Consider the following 16,579-nt stretch of genomic DNA (forward strand, 5'->3'; position numbering starts at 1 on the left):
CGGTGGACGGCAGCCGACCGGGGGACAGCGCGTCGGCGCCGACGGCGTTTCGCGTGGAAGATCCGCCCGACTCCGTTATGAATCGGACGAAATATCTGACACATCATCTGATCACCTGGATGGGGCCGATGAGACGAATGCCCCGGCGAGGGGCACAGCAGCCCTTCTCCGTACCGGAGTTGACCCCCTGTCCACCCCGCTACTTCTGGCCTCCCGTCTCGTTCACCCATCAGTGAGAGTCACTTCACGTGGGCAGCGTGTGACGTATCAGCACAAGTCATGTCCACACCATCTAATTTTCGACGCACCTTCCCACCCATGAAGGAAGCCTCATGCGCCGAACCACCCTCGCCGCCGCGCTGTCAGCCGCCGTCGCCCTGACCACCGCGGTCGCCCTGCCCGTTGCCGAGGCCACGCCCCATGGCGCCCTTCGGCCCGCCTCCGCATCCGCCGCCCAGCCGTTCCTGCCCCCGCTGCCGACCACCGCGCCGCCGGTCACCCGGACCCTGAGCCCCGGCGTCACGCTCACCGCGCTCACCTTCGGCAAGAAGAACGCGGCCGACTACTGGACCGCGCATGTCTACCTGCCCGCGGACCCCGGCGGTCCGGTCGGGAAGGCCACCACGGAGCTCGGCCCCAAGGACACCGCGGACCAGGTGGCGGACGCCCTGCGGCAGAAGGGGTTCGCCCCTCGCGTCGAAGAGGTCCGCTCGCCCGCGTACGCCGACCTGCCGGCGGGCACGCTCGGCTGGACGGTCCGGATCGGCGCCTACGCCGAGCGGGCCGACGCCACCGCCGAGCTCGCGAAGGTGAAGGCCGCCGGGTTCACCGGGGACACGCGCTACACCGGGCAGGACGGCACGGACACCAACGCGCCCCAGAAGGTCCACGTCCTCAGAGTGGACTTCCGCAAATTCCACGGCAGCGTGGGCACCGAGTTCGGGCCCACGCTGCACGGCACCGAGCCCGCCACCGAGCTGATCGCCCTGGCGCACGCGGTCGCGGGCATCAACGGCCAGTGGTTCTACAACGACGCGCCGGGCGGGTTCTACGTCAAGGACGGCAAGGTCCTGGCAAGCGCCACCCAGGGCCGCGGCGCCATCATCGCCACCCGGGGCGGCCGTTCGGTCCGCGTCGACACGCTCACCGCGCACATCTCGATGCGTACGTCCCGGGGCGCCATCCAGGAGCTGGACGGCGTCAACCGCTTCCCCGGGGACGTCTGGAACTGCGGCGGGGACGCCGACGACATTCCGACCGACAAGCCGCAGCACGACTTCGAGTGCACCGACCCGAACGAGCTCGTCGAGTTCACCCCCGAGTGGGGCACCCCGCCGACCGGCACGGGCGCCGAGGTGGTGCTCGACAAGCACGGCAAGGTCACCGCGGTCAACTCCTCGCGCGGGGCGGCGGTTCCGGCCGGCGGCAACACCGTGCAGGCCATCGGCGACAGCGCCGACTGGCTGGTCAAGAAGGTCCGGGTGGGCGACTGGATCGACATCAGCACCCGGGTCAGGGACGGCTACGGCCGCACCATCCCGCTCACCAGGGACACCCAGATCATGCAGGTCGGGCCGACACTGGTGCGAGGCGGCCGGGTGTCGGTCAACGCCATGGGGGACGGGATCATAAGGTTCGGCTCCGACCACTCGTTCACGTACGACTGGACCAACCGCTCCAATCCGCGCTCGATGATCGGCGTCGACGGCGAGGGCCGGCTGATGCTGGTGGTCGTCGACGGGCGCCAGGCGGGCTACAGCGAGGGCCTGAGCATCGCGCGGACCGCCGATCTGATGCACCAGCTGGGCGCGCGCGAGGCGCTCAACCTCGACGGCGGCGGTTCCAGCGTGATGGTCACCGCGGCCGACGGGGTCATCAACCGCCCGTCCGACTCCTCCGGCGAGCGCTCGCTCGGCAACGCCTGGGTCATCCGGCCCTGACCGCCCCGCACGTGCGGCCCGTGCTCCGGCGCGGGCCGTACGTCAGTCCTCCGGGGGTTCCTCTGGCGGGACCACCGGCGAGTCGGCGAACAGGTCGAGCCGGCCGCCCTCGTCGATCCTGCTGCCCTCCGGGACGAACTCGCACCACACGGCCTTGCCGTCGCCCCTGGGCTCCACGCCCCAGCGGGACGACACCGCCTCGATCAGCATCAGACCGCGCCCGGAGGTGGCCGCCTCGCCCGGGGTGCGGCGGCGCGGGCGGACGCTGGAGCGGTCCTTGACCCACAGCCGTACCCGCCGCACCGGCTGGGGCAGCACCTCCAGGGTGAGCACCGCGCCGCCCTCGGTGTGCAGCAGGACGTTGCCGAGGAGTTCACCGGCCGCCAGTTCCACGTCGTCGACGAGTTCGGCGAAGCCCCAGTCCTCCAGGGCGCGGCGAAGGGCGACCCGGGACTCGGCCAGGCCCTCCGGGTCGGCCTGGTGGATGTACTGGTGGATGCGGGGCGCCTGCGGGGTGCCCGGGTCGGGCGCCCGGCGCAGCAGGAGCAGGGCGACGTCGTCGCCGGTGCCCCAGCGCTCCCAGAGGCTGGCGGAGAGATGGTCGGCGAGGGCGTCCGGTGCCTCCGGGCCCGCCCGGACGGCCGCCTCCAGCGCGTCCATCCCGGCCGCGATGTCAAGGCCCGGCTCCTCGACGAGCCCGTCCGTGCAGAGCACCAGCATCTCGCCGGGCACCAGGTCGAGCCGGGTCTCCGGAAACTCCTCGTCGTCGAACTCGGTGGCGAGCCCCAGCGGCAGCCCGCCGCGCAGATTGGGGCGGCCGACCCGGCCGTCGGTGTGCCGGATGAACGGCCCCAAGTGCCCCGCGCGCACCGCCCGTACGCCACCGGACTCCAGGTCCACCTGGGCGTACGTGCAGGTCGCGAAGCGCTCGGTGTCGAGTTCGGCGAGGAAGCGCGAGGCCCGGGCGAGGACGGTCGCGGGCGCGTGGCCCTCCCCCGCGTAGGCGCGCAGGGCGATCCGCAGCTGGCCCATGATGGCGGCGGCGTGGGTGTCATGGCCCTGGACGTCGCCGACGACGACCCCGACCCGGCCCCGGGGCAGCGCGATCACGTCGTACCAGTCGCCGCCGACCTCCCGGCCGCCCCAGGCCGCGTGGTAGCGCACCGCGATCTCGGCGCCGGTGAAGGCGGGCACGTGGCGCGGCAGCATCGACGCCTGGAGGCCGGTGGCGAACTCGCGCTCCTGGTCGAAGAGGATGGCCCGCTGGAGCGACTGGGCGACGATGCCGGCCAGACCCAGGCACAGATTGCGGTCCTCGGCCGAGAAGTCGCTGCGCCCCCGGAAGAACAGCGCGAGGCCGCCGACCGGCCGGGCCTGGGCGATCAGCGGCAGGAACGCCGCCGCGTCCACTTCGAGGCCCTGGATGTACGGGGCGAGCCGCGGGAAGGTGTCGCCGAGCTCAGCGAGCGAGGTCACGAACCGGGGCCGACCGGTCAGCACGGCCTCGGCGAGCGGCAGCGAGTCGTCCAGCCGGTGCAGCGACAGCTCCTCCAGCGCCTCCATCGACTCACCGGCCGCCGCGATGGCCTTCAGCACGCCGCCCTCGGCCAGGCCGAGGATGAGCCCGTCGGCGCCGAAGCGCTCCATGCCGCCGGTGCCGGTGAGCACCGCCGCGACGTCGTCGACGGTCACCGCCTTGGACAGGGCCTCCGTGGTGCCCTGGACCATGCCGGTGATGCGCCGGCGGCCCGCTTCCAGCGGGCTGATCACGGTGAACTCGGTGAACTCGGTCGAGGCGTTGCGGACGATGCCGATGACGCGGTACGCGGTGCCCCGCTCGTCCCGCAGGATCCGGCCGCGCACATGGGTCCACTGGCGGTGCCCGTTGCGCCGCCGCACCTGGAAGTAGGCGCCGTACGAGGAGCGCCCGGTCTGCATGGCCTCGTCGATCACCGCGGCGAGCCGGACGCCCTCCTCGGGCGGCACCCGGGTGGAGACGGTGGCGGGGAGCCCGTCGTACTCCTCGGGCCGCAGGTCGAAGACGGCGAGACCGGCGTCGTCGACCTCCAGGGTCCCGGCGTCCAGGTCCCAGTCGAAGCTGCCCATGCGGTTGAGGGCCAGCCTCTCGCCCGGCCCGATCCGCCGTCGGTCGCGTCCAGCCACTGCGTCAGCTTATCTTCGCGGGTTTTTCCTCCGCATCACGGAGAAGCGCCCCGGACGCCGATCGCGGCGGGTACGCCGCACAGTCACCCGTTCGGCCGCGATGGGCGGGCGGCCGCGCCCGGGTTGTGCCGCAGCACCGCGCCGATCAGGCCCGAGGTGGCCTCGGGGAAGTCCATCGGGACGATTCCGAGGCCACTCACGCCGCCGAGCGCCGAACCGTTCAGGAAGTCGCGGACCTGCGGGTCGAGCCGGTCCGCGTTCCACTCGGGCGGCAGGCCGGCCGCCGTGCTGACATAGTTGACGTAGAGCTTGCCGGGCTGATCGGCGGCCTTGCGGAACTGGCCCTCGATCTTCGGGTACTTGCCGAAGGGCTCGGCGTTGTAGTCGTCCTGGATGTCGAAGAGCGCCGGGTCGCCGTAACGGACGCCGGGCAGACCGCCGTTGTCGGCGAGCAGCACGACCTTGCCCCGGGCCTCGCCCAGCGTCGGCAGGGCGGCGTCCAGGCGGAACAGCGGCCGCCAGCCCTTCTGGTCCAGGTAGATGTCGAAGATCCGGCGGAACTCGGCGTCGCTCTGCGTGGAGTACTCCTGCTTGACGCGCATCAGGACGGTCTCGGTGGGGTGGGCGGCGAGGAAGTCCCGGCAGGCGATGAGCACATCGCCGAACATCAGGTTCTGGTAGAAGGCCGCGTGGTGGATGGCGAAGGAGTCACCGGTGACCCGGCAGCGCACGTCCAGGAAGCGGATCCCGGCGCCGAGCTGGTCGGCGATGACCGCGTTCTGGCACTTCACCCAGAGCCCGCCGAACCGCGCCCCCGAGTCGTGCGTGCCCGGAATCGTCAATTGGCGCAAGGGAGTTGAGCCCGCGATGCCCGCCATCCAGTCGCTGACGCCCAGGGCGTCGGCGGTGGCCGGGGCGGTGCCCGCGTAGGCCAGCAGTCCGGCGGCCGGAAGCACGGCCGCGCCCTTGAGGAATCCCCGCCGGTCCATGCCCACGCTCCCCCTGCCGCTCGGCGGCCTCGGTCGGCACATCTGTGCGTCGCGTCGCATGGAAGCACAGACGGCCGCAGGGTGACAGGCATCGCGCGGCACGGATTACCGGCCGGTAGTCCAGGGCCGCCCACCACCCATGCTACTTTCGTGAAGACGCAAATAAGGATCCGCACACTGCGGAACCGGCGTCCTTGCCATGCCCGTGCGAGCCGAGGAGGTGTTCGGGATGAGTCCCGACCGAAGTCTTCGCCGCACCGCGCCGACCGGCTGACCCACCGACGCCTCCGGGCTGACCGCCGCCTTTCCCCCGGCGCCCCCACTGCGGCACGCGGCGCTTTCCCGCCGCGCCTTTCCTTGCGTACGCCCAGGTCATCACGTGTGCCATCGCGTACGCACACTCATCGCCCACCACTCCATGTGACCGCACGGACGCGTCCTGCCGTCATGCTCGGAGGGAGATTTCGTCATGACCATGCTTACCCCGGAGAAGATCGCTCCGCCGGGCCGGGGCACCCCCGGCCGCCGCGAGCGCAAGGCCGCGGAGCTGGCGGCCCGCACCCGGGCCGTCGGCGCGCGGCTCGCCGCCCTCAGCGCACACCCCGCCTCCCGGGTCCTCAAGGACCTCGACGCCGACCGCACGGGCCTGGGCCAGGCCGACGTCCTGGCGCGCCAGGAGCGGTTCGGCGCCAATGTGGTCGCCCATGAGAAGACCCCGGGCCGGCCCGCCCAGCTGGCCAGGGCGTACGCCAACCCGTTCATCGCCGTCCTGGTGTTCCTCGCCGCCGTCATGTACTGGCAGGATCCGGCGGACCCCGGTGTCGTCATCCTCAGCGTGATGGTGGGGCTCAGCGGGCTGCTGCGGTTCTGGCAGGAGTACCGCTCGGGCCGGGCGGCGAACGCCCTCAAGAAGCTGGTGACCACCACCACCGCCGTACAGCGCACGGCCGGTCGCGGCGCCCGGCCGACCACCGTCGAGGTGCCGATGGACCAGGTGGTCCCCGGTGACATCGTGAAGCTGGCGGCCGGCGATCTGATCCCGGCTGACCTGCGGATCCTCTCCGCCAAGGATCTGATGGTCTCTCAGGCCGCCCTGTCCGGCGAGTCGTTGCCGGTCGCCAAGGCCGACACCCGGACGAACGACCAGGGCCAGCACAGCACTTGCGACCCCATCGACGCCGACAACCTCTGCCTGATGGGCACCTCGGTGACCTCCGGGACCGCCACCGGTGTGGTCGTGGCGACCGGCGCGGACACCTACTTCGGCTCGATGGCCGGTTCGCTGGCGGGTGAGCGGCCGCAGACCAACTTCGACAACGGCGTACGCAAGGTCAGCTTCCTGCTGATCCGCTTCATGCTGGTGATGGTTCCCGTCGTGTTCGCGATCAACGGCGTCACCAAGGGCGACTGGAACGAAGCATTTCTCTTCGCCGTCGCGGTCGCCGTCGGGCTGACCCCCGAGATGCTGCCGATGGTCGTCTCCGCCAACCTGGCGCGCGGCGCCGTCGCGATGTCCCGGCGCAAGGTGGTCGTCAAGCGGCTCAACGCGATCCAGAACCTGGGTGCGATGGACGTGCTGTGCACCGACAAGACGGGCACGCTCACCGAGGACCGGATCGTCCTCGACCGCTGTCTGGACGCGCACGGCGACGACGACAGCGAGGTCCTGGAGTACGGCTACCTCAACGCCCACTTCCAGACCGGTCTGAAGAACCTGATGGACCAGGCGGTCATCGACCGCGTCGACGAGGCCGAGGAGGTCGTCGTCGACGCCCGGTTCTCCCTGGTCGACGAGATCCCCTTCGACTTCGCCCGGCGCCGGATGTCGGTGGTCCTGGGCCGCAACAGCTTCCTGGACGCGGACAGCCTCATCGGCGCCAACGCCCGGCCCGAGCACATCATGGTGACCAAGGGCGCGGTCGAGGAGGTCCTGGGCCTGTGCACCCACATGATGGACCGGGGCGAGCGCGTCGCGCTCACCGACCGGCTGCGGTGGCATGTCACGCGGATCGCCGAAAGCAACAACCGCGAGGGGCTGCGCGTCCTGGCCGTCGCGACCCGCACCATGCCCGAGCCGCGCGGCACGTACACCGTCGCGGACGAGGCGGAGCTCACCCTCGTCGGCTACCTGACCTTCCTGGACCCGCCGAAGGCGGACGCGGCGAAGGCCCTGCGGGGCCTGGCCGACAAGGGCATCGCGGTCAAGGTCGTCACCGGCGACAACGAACTGGTCGCGGCGCGGGTCTGCGCCGAGGTCGGCCTGGCGGTGGGCGAGGTCGTCACCGGCTCGGCCATCGACGCGCTCGACGACCTGGAGCTGCGCGAACTGGCCGCCCGTACCACGCTCTTCGCCAAGGTCAACCCGGTCCAGAAGGCCCGTGTCGTGCGCGCACTCCAGGCGCGCGGCCACACGGTCGGCTTCCTCGGCGACGGCATCAACGACGCCGCCGCGCTGCGCGACGCCGATGTCGGCATCTCGGTCGACACCGCCGTCGACATCGCCAAGGAGTCGGCGGACATCATCCTGCTGGAGAAGGACCTCACCGTCCTTGAGCAGGGCGTGGTGCAGGGCCGCACCACGTTCGGCAACACCATCAAGTACATCAAGATGACGGCGTCGTCGAACTTCGGCAATGTCCTCTCGGTCCTGGTGGCCAGCGCGTTCATCCCCTTCCAGCCGATGCTGGCGATCCATCTGCTGGTCCAGAACCTGGTGTACGACATCGCCCAGCTGGCCACGCCGTGGGACCGGATGGACGAGGAGTACCTGCGCGAGCCCCGCAACTGGGACGCCCGGGGCATCGGCCGGTTCATGGTCACCATCGGGCCGATCAGCTCGGTCTTCGACATCACCACCTTCCTTCTCATGTGGAACGTCTTCGGCGCCGACAGCGAGGCCCACCAGAGCCTGTTCCAGTCCGGCTGGTTCGTCGAGGGGCTGCTCTCGCAGACGCTGATCGTCCATATGATCCGTACGCGCAGGATCCCCTTCGTCCAGTCCCGGGCCTCCTGGCCGGTGATGGCGGCGACGGTCCTCGCGGTGGCGACGGGGCTCCTGCTGCCGTTCTCCCCGCTGGCGGACAGCCTGGGCTTCACGGCCCTGCCGATGAGCTACTTCCCGTACCTGTTCGGCACGCTGCTCGCGTACTGCGTGCTCACCCAGCTGGTGAAGACGTGGTACATCCGCAGGTTCGACACCTGGCTGTAGACGTCCGGCCGCGAGCCGTCGAGGTCGCGCTCCCGGACGGGGTGCTCCGGTCGGCCGGGCGCCGATTACCGATCCGGGCGCGTATTCGACAGGATGGGCGCATGACCGAGATCCACACCCCCCGTCTGCTCCTGCGCCGCTGGGACGAGGACGACCTGATCGCCATGGCCGACATCAACGCGGACCCCGCTGTCATGCAGTGGACCGGCGACGGCTCGGTGCGCGATCTGGAGCAGACCGCCGACGACATCGAGCGCTGGGAGGAGGAATGGGACGAGGAGGGCTTCGGGCTTTTCGCCGTCGAACTCCTCGGCTCGGGCGAACTCGCCGGGTTCACCGGTCTGACCCTGCCGACCTCCCTGCCCGAGCTCATGCCCACCACGGGCATCTGCTGGCGGCTCGGGCGGCAGTTCTGGGGCCAGGGATACGCGTCGGAGGCCGCGCACGCGTCGCTGGAGTTCGCGCTCCAGGACCGGGGGCTCGACCGCGTCCTCGGCGTCGCACGGACGGGCGACACGGCCTCCGCGAACGTGCTGGGCAAGCTCGGGATGGCGCCGGAGCGCACCATGACGCATCCGGAGTTCGGCCATGACCTGACGGTCCACTCGATCGACCTCACCGAGTACGCGGGCTAGCCGCTCCCGCCGGGAGGTCCCGGTGCCGGGTGGACGCCCGGCTGGTACTTGGGGAGACGGACGGTGATCTTCATTCCGGCTCCCACCGCCGTCTCGATCACCAGGCCGTGCCCGTCCCCGTACACCTGGCGCAGCCGGTCGTCCACGTTGGACAGGCCGATGCCGCCGGACGCGCCCGCCTCGCCCGCGAGGATGCGGCGCAGCCGGCCGGGGTCCATCCCGACGCCGTTGTCCTCGATGACCACCAGCGCCTCGGACCCGGCGTCCCGCGCGGTGATGTCGATACGGCTCCTGTCCTGCGGCGCGGCGCTGCCCTCCAGACCGTGCTTGACCGCGTTCTCGACCAGCGGTTGCAGACACAGGAAGGGCAGCGTCACCGGCAGCACCTCGGGGGCGATCTGGAGCGTCACCGAAAGGCGCTCGCCGAACCGGGCCCGGACCAGCGCCAGGTACTGGTCGATGGCGTGCAGCTCCTCGGCGAGCGTGGTGAAGTCGCCGTGCCTGCGGAACGAGTACCGGGTGAAGTCGGCGAATTCAAGCAGCAGTTCACGCGCCCGGTCCGGGTCGGTGCGGACGAACGAGGCGATCACGGCCAGCGAGTTGAAGATGAAGTGCGGGGAGATCTGTGCCCGCAGCGCCCTGATCTCGGCCTCGATCAGCCGGGTGCGGGAGCGGTCGAGGTCGGCGAGCTCCAGCTGGACCGAGACCCAGCGGGCGACTTCGGCGGCCGCCCGTACCAGGACGGCGGACTCGCGCGGCGCGCAGGCGACGAGCGCGCCGTGCACCCGGTCGTCGACGGTGAGCGGGGTGACGACCGCCCAGCGCAGGGCGCAGCCGTCGTCGTCGCAGTGGATGCGGAACGCCTCGCCGCGGCCGCTCTCACCGATCCGGGCGAGGCGCTCCAGGATCTCCGCGCTGTGGTGCTCCCCCGCCCCGTCCCAGGTCAGCACCGCGGTGCGGTCGGTGAGGCAGAGCGCGTCCGTGCCGAGCAGGGTGCGCAGCCCGCGCGCGGCCCGGCGGGCGGTGTCATGGGTGAGCCCGGCCCGCAGCGGGGGCGCGGCCACCGACGCGGTGTGCAGTGTCTGGAAGGTGGCGTGCTCGACCGGGGTGCCGAGGTCACCGAGACCGGGTCGGCGCGCGGTGCGCCGGCCCGCCCAGAAGCCGACGGCGACCAGCGGGAGCGCGGCCGCGAACATCCCGGCCAGGAACCCGATCACGGCTGCGCCTGTCGGGGTGCGGCGCCGCGCTGCCCGGCGTACAGCGCTTCCGGCAGATGGAAGCGGGCCAGTATCGCGGCCGTGCCGGGCGGGATCCGGCCCGGGGTCGCCAGGGACACGAGCACCATCGTCAGAAAGCCGAGCGGCACCGACCACAGGGCGGGCCAGGCGAGCAGCGCGCGCAGCGGCCCGCCGCCGGGCAGGCCCGCCATGGTGGCCGTGACCGCGAAGAGCGCCGAACCGCCGCCCACGACCATTCCGGCGACCGCGCCCGGCGGGGTGAGCCCGCGCCACCAGATGCCGAGCACCAGCAGCGGGCAGAACGAGGACGCGGAGACCGCGAACGCCAGGCCCACCGCGTCGGCCACCGGCAGTTTCGCCGTACCGCTGGCCGCGAGGGGTACGGCGACGGCGAGCACGGTGGCCAGCCGGAAGTGCCGTACTCCCCGGGCGGGCAGCACGTCCTGGGTGAGCACGCCCGCCACCGCCATGGTGAGCCCGGACGCGGTGGACAGGAACGCCGCGAAAGCGCCACCCGCGAGCAGCGCCCCGAGCAGATTGCCGCCGACCCCGCCGATCACCAGATGCGGCAGGACGAGGACGGCCGCGTCGGCCTGGCCGGTGAGGGCGAGTTCGGGCGCGTAGAGCCTGCCGAGCGCGCCGTAGACGGGCGGCAGCAGATAGAAGGCGCCGATCAGGCCGAGCACGACGACGGTGGTGCGGCGGGCGGCGACGCCGTGCGGGCTGGTGTAGAAGCGCACCACCACATGCGGCAGTCCCATGGTGCCGAGGAAGGTGGCGACGATCAGTCCGTACGTGGCGTAGAGCGGCCGCTCCTCACGCGCGGGCGCGGACCGGGCGTCCGCGCCGGTGCCGGGGACCGGGTCGCCGGTGGCGAACACCAGGCTGGTGCCGCGCTCCACGCGGTGGGTCCCGGTGGTCAGCAGGATCCGCTCCGCGGTGCGGCGGGTGCCGTCGACCGTGCCGGTCGCGGTGACGTTGAGGGGGCGGGCGAGCCGCATGTCGAGGGTGTCGTCGACCCGTACGGTCCGCTGCTCGCGGAAGGCGGGCGGCTCGTCGAAGGCGACGCGGGGGCTGCCGTCGCCGTGCCAGGCGAGCAGCAGGAAGAGGGCGGGCACGAGGAGGGCGGTGAGTTTGAGCCAGTACTGGAAGGCCTGGACGAAGGTGACGCTGCGCATGCCGCCCGCGGCGACGGTGGCGACGACGACCACCGCGACGAGCACCCCGCCGAACCAGCGCGGCGCGCCGGTGAGCACCTTCAGGGTCAGCCCCGCGCCCTGGAGCTGCGGCAGCAGATACAGCCAGCCCACGCCGACGACGAGGGCGGCCGCGAACCGCCGCACCGAGCGGGATTCGAGCCGGGCCTCGGCGAAGTCGGGCAGGGTGTACGCGCCGGAGCGGCGCAGCGGGGCCGCGACGAACACCAGGAGCACGAGATAGCCCGCCGTGTACCCGACCGGGTACCAGAGCATGTCGGGGCCCTGGACGAGGACGAGTCCCGCGATGCCGAGGAAGGAGGCCGCCGAGAGGTATTCGCCGCTGATCGCGGCCGCGTTCAGGCGCGGTCCGACGGTGCGCGAGGCCACGTAGAAGTCGGAGGTGGTGCGGGAGACCCGCAGGCCGAGCGCGCCGACGAGGACGGTGGCGACGACCACGAGCGCCACGGCCGGTACGGCGTAGTTCTGGTTCACGGCTCACGTTCCTCGGCGGCCGGGCGCGGTCAGCGGTCCTCGACCAGGCGGGCGAAGTCCCGTTCGTTGCGCTCGGCGCGCCGTACGTACCAGCGGCCGAGCAGCACGAGCGGTGCGTAGACGCCGAAGCCGAGCACGCCCCACACGAGCCCCGGGTCGTCCGGCCGCGCGGCGAACACCAGCGGCAGCGGCCCGACGAGGAGCACCAGTACGGCGAACACGGCGAGCCCGGACAGGAGTTGACTGCGCATCAGGGAGCGCACATAGGTGTGGCCGAGGGTGGTCTGCTCGTCGATCTCGGTGCGGGGGCGATAGCCGCCGACCCGGCGGGCCTGCCGGGGCACCCCGGTGACGACTTCACGGCGTTCCGCCGGATCCTGCGGCACGGCTGCCCCCCTCGGACTCGCTGACGCCAAACGTCCCCTCGCCGCCAGAGACTAGCCGCGGTGGCGCGAGCGGAGACTACTCCCGGTAGCGCAACAGCAGCATCGCCGCGTCGTCCAGGAGCGGGCCGCCGGTGTGCCGCATCAGGTCCTGGCGCAGCAGGGCGAGCGCGGTCTCGGGGTCGGGGTGGTCGAGCAGCCGGGTGCGCCGGTGCAGCGGGTAGAAGGCGCCCGCGCGGTCGCGCGCCTCGGTGACGCCGTCGGTGTAGAGGAGGAGCTGGTCGCCGGGGCCGAAGTCGACGTGGTGCGGCTGGGGTCCCTCGCCCGGCAGCAGCCCGAGTCCCAGCGGCAGGGCGTACTGCGGCGGTTCGGGGAAGCCGACCGCGCCGTCCGCGCGCAGCAGCACCGGCGGCGGATGCCCGTAGTTGAGCAGCACCGCCCCCCGTTCCGGGCTCAGTTCGGCGATGAGCGCGGTGACGAACTTCTCGCCGCGCAGGGAGCGTTCGGCCGCGCGCTCGACGCGCTCCCCGACGCCTTTGAGGTCGGGTTCGTCGTGCGCGGCCTCCCGGAAGGCGCCGAGGACGGCGGCCGCGGTCTCCACCGCCTCCAGGCCCTTGCCCTGCACGTCCCCGATGATCACCCGCACGCCCTCCGGCGCCGCGACCACTTCGTACAGATCGCCGCCGATCCTCGCCTCGGCGACCGCCGAGGTGTACGAGACGGCCGCCCGCAGATGTCCGGCGCTGCGCGGCACCGGGCGCAGCAGGACCCGCTGGGCGACCTCGGCGATGGACCGGACGCTGGCCAGCTCGCTCTCGCGCCGCTGGCGCATCACGGCCGCGACCACCCCGGCGACGGTCACCCCGACGACCGAGGCGAGCGCGGCGAAGCCCCGGCGCTCCTGGAACAGCCCGTTGTACAGACCGAGTCCGCAGCCGACGAGCAGGGCCACCACGCCGACCGCCACCGTCCGCCGCCAGCCGCCCACCAGACCCGCGAAGGCCGGGCCGAGCGAGACGAGGGCGAGCAGCCCGACGCCGGGCCCGGCCGCGACGTCGACGAACGCGACCGCCGCCATGACGGCGTACGGCAGGACCAGGAGCACGCCGGTGCCCGATCTTCGCGCCATGCCACCTCACCCCTCCCGGTACGGAGAGCCGTCGTGCCCTCACCGTCCCCGGTGACACGCGGTCCGAATCACGCCGACCGCCTGTTGGATGGCCCGCACATGCGTACCTATGTATATTAGGAATGAACCTAGGGATCCTAGGAAGCGCGGTACGGCGGAGGAGGAGGCGGGCGCATGGCGCGTGCGGGACTGACGGCCGACCGGGTCACGGCGGCCGCCGCGGACCTGGCCGACGAGATCGGCTTCGAGAAGGTCACCCTGTCGGCCGTGGCCCGGCACTTCGGGGTCAAGGACGCGAGCCTGTACTCGCACGTCAGGAACGTGCGGGAGCTGCGCACGCGGGTTGCGCTGCTGGCCGGTGGCGAGATGATCGACGAAATCGCCGTCGCGGTGGCGGGCCGGTCCGGCGAGGACGCGCTGTTCGCGTACGCCGACGCGTACCGCGCGTACGCCGTCGAGCACCCCGGCCGGTACGCGGCGACCCAGATCAGCATCGACGACCCCGAAGCCGTCGCCGGATCGGCCGCGATGCGCCGGACCGTCGAGATCACCTACGGGATGCTGCGCGGCTACGGCCTCGCCGAGCCGGACCTCACGGACGCGGTACGCCTGCTGCGCAGCACCTTCCACGGCTTCAGCACGATCGCCGCCCAGGGCGGCTTCAACCACGCGCGGGACGTGGAGACTTCGTGGCGCCGGGCCGTCGCCGCGCTGCACATCGCGCTCGAACACTGGCCCTCGTCGGCCGGATAGGGAGACACCCATGCCTGAACTGCCCGTACCCGGCGCGAGCCTGCACTACGAGATACGCGGCACCGGTCCCGTACTCCTGATGATCCCGGGCGGCGGCGGGGACGCCGGGACCTTCGACATCGTGGGGGCACAGCTCGCGGACCGGTTCACCGTGGTCGCCGTCGACCCGCGCGGCAAGTCCCGCAGCGCGCCGCACGAAGTCGGCCTGGACCAGCGGGTGGAGGTGCACAGCGACGACATGCGCCGACTGCTCGACGAGGTCTCGCCACAAGCCCCCGCGTTCGTGTTCGGCACCAGCTCGGGCGCGATCACCGCGCTCGACCTGCTGGCCCGGCATCCGCGGCGGCTGCGCCTCGTGGTCGCCCACGAGCCGCCGACGCTGGGGCTGCTGCCCGACGCGGACCGCGGGCACGCGGCCTTCGCCGAGGTCGTCGAGGCGTTCCGGCGTGAGGGACTGGGGGCGGCCATGGCCGTGCTCGGCGCCGCCGCGGGCGAGGAGGGCCCCGACGAGCCGGACAGCCCCGGCGCGCCCGAGCCCGACCCCGACCGGATGCGGCGGACGATCGCGAACATGCCGCAGTTCGTGGAGCGTGAACTGCGCCAGTTCAGCGGCCACATGCCGGACCTGGACGCGCTGGCGGCGCACGCCGGCAAACTGATCCCGGCGGCCGGACGCGCCTCCCGCGGCCTGCTGCTGGCCCGCCCGGCGACGGTACTCGCCGAGCGGCTGGGCACCCAAGTCGCCGAATTCCCGGGCGGCCACGTCGGGTTGAGCACACATCCGATGCGGTTCGCGCAGACGCTCCGCCGAACGCTGGACACCGCGCCCGCGGACAAAGCCGCGCTCACCCGATAGCGCGGAACGCCAGCACGGCGTTGTGCCCGCCGAATCCGAACGAGTCGCTGAGCGCGATGTCGCCATCGAGCGGCAGCGAACGCGGGCTGCGCGTGACGACGTCGAGGCCGATCCCGTCCTCGACGTCGTCGCATCCGGCCGTGGGCGGGACGAGCCCGTCCCGCAGGGCCAGTACGGTCGCGATGGCCTCCACGCCGCCCGCGCCGCCCTGGAGGTGGCCGAGCGCGCCCTTGTTCGCGGTGACCGGGACGTCGGGGGCGTGGGCGCCGAGGACCCTGCCGAGCGCGCGTGCTTCGGCGCGGTCGCCCTCGACGGTGGCCGTGGCATGGGCGTTGACGTGCACGACGTCCGCCGCCGTGGCGTCCGCGTCGGCGAGGGCCGCGCGCAGGGCGGCCTCGATGCCGCGGCCGCTCGGTTCGGGGGCCACCATGTGGAAGGCGTCGGCGGACAGGCCCCATCCGGCGGCCTCGCAGTAGATGGGGGCGCCACGCGCCCTGGCGTGTTCCTCGGCCTCCAGGACGAGCACTCCGGCGCCCTCTCCGAGGACGAATCCGTCGCGGTTCTTGTCGAACGGACGGGAGGCACAGGCCGGTTCGTCATTGCGAGTGGAAACGGCCCGCATCGCCGCGAAGGACGCCAGGATGGCCGGCACGATCACCGCCTCCGCGCCGCCCGTCACCATCAGGTCGACGTGTCCGGCGCGGATGCGGTCGATGGCGTGCCCGATCGCCTCGGTGCCGGAGGCGCAGGCCGAGACCAGCGTGCTGGCCTCGCCCCGGATGTCGAGGTCCATGGAGATCTGGGCGGCGCAGGACGACGGCACGGTCATCGGCGCGGTGAAGGGCGACACCGCGCGCGGACCCCGCTGGGCAAGCCGTCGCTGGCCGTCGACGAGCACCGGCGCGCCGCCGATGATCGTCCCCATCGACACCCCGGTCCGGGTCGGCAGCAGACCGCTCGCCTTGGTGCCCGCCAGGTCCAGGCCGGCGTCCCGCCAGGCCTCGCGCGCGGCCACCACGGCCAGTTGCGCGGACCGGTTCATCCGCCGCGCGACCGTCCTGGGCAGCAGCCGCGCCGGGTCGACCGCGGCCACGGCGGCGAGCCGCACCGGCAGCCCGTCGAACTCCTCCCCCGTCACCACGCCCACCGCCGAGCGCCCCGACAGCAGGCCCTGCCACAGCGCGGCCACATCGGGTCCGAGCGGGGTGAGCGCGCCGAGCCCGGTCACCACGACCCGCCGCCGGCCCGGGCCCGGTCCTTCCGCCTTCGGCAGGTCGGCGGGGTCGACCCGGGCCGTGCGCACCACCTGGCGGGCCCGCCGGGCGACCAGGCGCTCGTGGTCCGGGCCGCCGTGCACGGGGCGCAGCACCAACCGGGTGCGGGCCTCGCTGGCGGGCGCGGTGCGCATCACCACATGCCAGCTGTCGACGCCGGTGGCGATCACGTCGCCGGGTACGAGTTCCCCCGTCGTGAGGAGACAGCACTCCCCGCCCATCACCGGGTCTTCGCTCATCGCCGCTTCCAGAGTTGGCACGTGTGAACGCTTCAAGGTCAGCATGCCCAGTGTAGAGAGTCGATAAATCGACCTGCCGAT

The 16,579-nt window shown here is 72.5% G+C and carries 12 protein-coding genes; 5 read left to right on the plus strand and 7 right to left on the minus strand.

Translation table 11 applies throughout. The annotated features are described in order from the left end of the window. Positions 1-332: 332 nt before the first annotated feature. Positions 333-1,940: a phosphodiester glycosidase family protein gene (locus tag ACGFRG_RS04270; protein WP_393261173.1), complete on the plus strand. Its 1,608-nt coding sequence runs from the start codon at positions 333-335 to the stop codon at positions 1,938-1,940. A gap of 42 nt (positions 1,941-1,982) precedes the next feature. Here ACGFRG_RS04270 and ACGFRG_RS04275 read toward each other — a convergent pair whose 3' ends face one another. Together ACGFRG_RS04275 and ACGFRG_RS04280 are read right to left on the minus strand one after the other, a co-directional pair. Next, positions 1,983-4,046, minus strand: coding sequence for a SpoIIE family protein phosphatase (locus ACGFRG_RS04275; protein ID WP_393261823.1), 2,064 nt, complete (start codon positions 4,044-4,046; stop codon positions 1,983-1,985). Between the two features lie 140 nt (positions 4,047-4,186). Then, a complete protein-coding gene (locus tag ACGFRG_RS04280) occupies positions 4,187-5,092 on the minus strand; it encodes a phosphatidylinositol-specific phospholipase C domain-containing protein (protein ID WP_393261176.1) in 906 nt (301 codons plus the stop codon). Between the two features lie 469 nt (positions 5,093-5,561). On the opposite strand from ACGFRG_RS04280, the gene mgtA reads away from it, so the two are divergent. Continuing rightward, entirely contained in the window at positions 5,562-8,300 is a 2,739-nt protein-coding gene (gene mgtA / locus ACGFRG_RS04285) for a magnesium-translocating P-type ATPase (protein ID WP_393261179.1), read from the plus strand. Positions 8,301-8,401: 101 nt separating this feature from the next. Next, the gene (locus tag ACGFRG_RS04290) at positions 8,402-8,935 is read left to right on the plus strand and encodes a GNAT family N-acetyltransferase (protein ID WP_361423790.1); all 534 of its coding nucleotides are present in this window, start codon (positions 8,402-8,404) and stop codon (positions 8,933-8,935) included. Here ACGFRG_RS04290 and ACGFRG_RS04295 read toward each other — a convergent pair. The 4 genes from ACGFRG_RS04295 to ACGFRG_RS04310 all read right to left on the minus strand — a co-directional run bounded on the left by ACGFRG_RS04295 (position 8,932) and on the right by ACGFRG_RS04310 (position 13,376). Continuing rightward, positions 8,932-10,152, minus strand: a complete 1,221-nt coding sequence (locus tag ACGFRG_RS04295) for a sensor histidine kinase (protein ID WP_393261183.1) — start codon at positions 10,150-10,152, stop codon at positions 8,932-8,934. The two genes, ACGFRG_RS04290 and ACGFRG_RS04295, sit on opposite strands and share 4 nt — an antisense overlap. Further along, positions 10,149-11,864: a cation acetate symporter gene (locus tag ACGFRG_RS04300; protein ID WP_393261185.1), complete on the minus strand. Its 1,716-nt coding sequence runs from the start codon at positions 11,862-11,864 to the stop codon at positions 10,149-10,151. Before ACGFRG_RS04300 ends, ACGFRG_RS04295 begins: the two co-directional genes overlap by 4 nt. Positions 11,865-11,893: 29 nt before the next feature. Continuing rightward, positions 11,894-12,250: a hypothetical protein gene (locus ACGFRG_RS04305; protein ID WP_361423781.1), complete on the minus strand. Its 357-nt coding sequence runs from the start codon at positions 12,248-12,250 to the stop codon at positions 11,894-11,896. 76 nt (positions 12,251-12,326) lie between these two features. After that, positions 12,327-13,376 (minus strand): PP2C family protein-serine/threonine phosphatase, encoded by a 1,050-nt coding sequence (locus ACGFRG_RS04310; protein ID WP_393261188.1) that lies wholly within the window; start codon positions 13,374-13,376, stop codon positions 12,327-12,329. A 174-nt stretch (positions 13,377-13,550) separates the two neighbouring features. Here ACGFRG_RS04310 and ACGFRG_RS04315 point away from each other — a divergent pair, with 174 nt between their 5' ends. Together ACGFRG_RS04315 and ACGFRG_RS04320 are read left to right on the plus strand one after the other, a co-directional pair. Next, complete coding sequence (locus ACGFRG_RS04315; protein ID WP_361423775.1) at positions 13,551-14,129, plus strand: WHG domain-containing protein; 579 nt, start codon at positions 13,551-13,553, stop codon at positions 14,127-14,129. A gap of 10 nt (positions 14,130-14,139) precedes the next feature. Then, entirely contained in the window at positions 14,140-14,985 is an 846-nt protein-coding gene (locus tag ACGFRG_RS04320; RefSeq protein WP_393261190.1) for an alpha/beta fold hydrolase, read from the plus strand. Here the strand turns inward: ACGFRG_RS04320 and ACGFRG_RS04325 are convergent. Then, positions 14,975-16,498: a beta-ketoacyl-[acyl-carrier-protein] synthase family protein gene (locus ACGFRG_RS04325; RefSeq protein ID WP_361423769.1), complete on the minus strand. Its 1,524-nt coding sequence runs from the start codon at positions 16,496-16,498 to the stop codon at positions 14,975-14,977. The two genes, ACGFRG_RS04320 and ACGFRG_RS04325, sit on opposite strands and share 11 nt — an antisense overlap. Between the last annotated feature and the right edge of the window lie 81 nt (positions 16,499-16,579).

This window comes from Streptomyces sp. NPDC048696 (assembly GCF_043198895.1).
Classification (GTDB): Bacteria; Actinomycetota; Actinomycetes; order Streptomycetales; family Streptomycetaceae; genus Streptomyces.

What these genes read in the sequence shown, in the direction of transcription:
- ACGFRG_RS04290 (WP_361423790.1), top strand. Translation starts at nt 8,402, where the DNA reads ATGACCGAGATCCACACCCCCCGTCTGCTCCTGCGCCGCTGGGACGAG.
- ACGFRG_RS04315 (WP_361423775.1), top strand. Translation starts at nt 13,551, where the DNA reads ATGGCGCGTGCGGGACTGACGGCCGACCGGGTCACGGCGGCCGCCGCG.
- ACGFRG_RS04325 (WP_361423769.1), bottom strand. Translation starts at nt 16,498, where the DNA reads ATGAGCGAAGACCCGGTGATGGGCGGGGAGTGCTGTCTCCTCACGACG.
- ACGFRG_RS04280 (WP_393261176.1), bottom strand. Translation starts at nt 5,092, where the DNA reads ATGGACCGGCGGGGATTCCTCAAGGGCGCGGCCGTGCTTCCGGCCGCC.
- mgtA (WP_393261179.1), top strand. Translation starts at nt 5,562, where the DNA reads ATGACCATGCTTACCCCGGAGAAGATCGCTCCGCCGGGCCGGGGCACC.
- ACGFRG_RS04320 (WP_393261190.1), top strand. Translation starts at nt 14,140, where the DNA reads ATGCCTGAACTGCCCGTACCCGGCGCGAGCCTGCACTACGAGATACGC.
- ACGFRG_RS04275 (WP_393261823.1), bottom strand. Translation starts at nt 4,046, where the DNA reads ATGGGCAGCTTCGACTGGGACCTGGACGCCGGGACCCTGGAGGTCGAC.
- ACGFRG_RS04270 (WP_393261173.1), top strand. Translation starts at nt 333, where the DNA reads ATGCGCCGAACCACCCTCGCCGCCGCGCTGTCAGCCGCCGTCGCCCTG.
- ACGFRG_RS04310 (WP_393261188.1), bottom strand. Translation starts at nt 13,376, where the DNA reads ATGGCGCGAAGATCGGGCACCGGCGTGCTCCTGGTCCTGCCGTACGCC.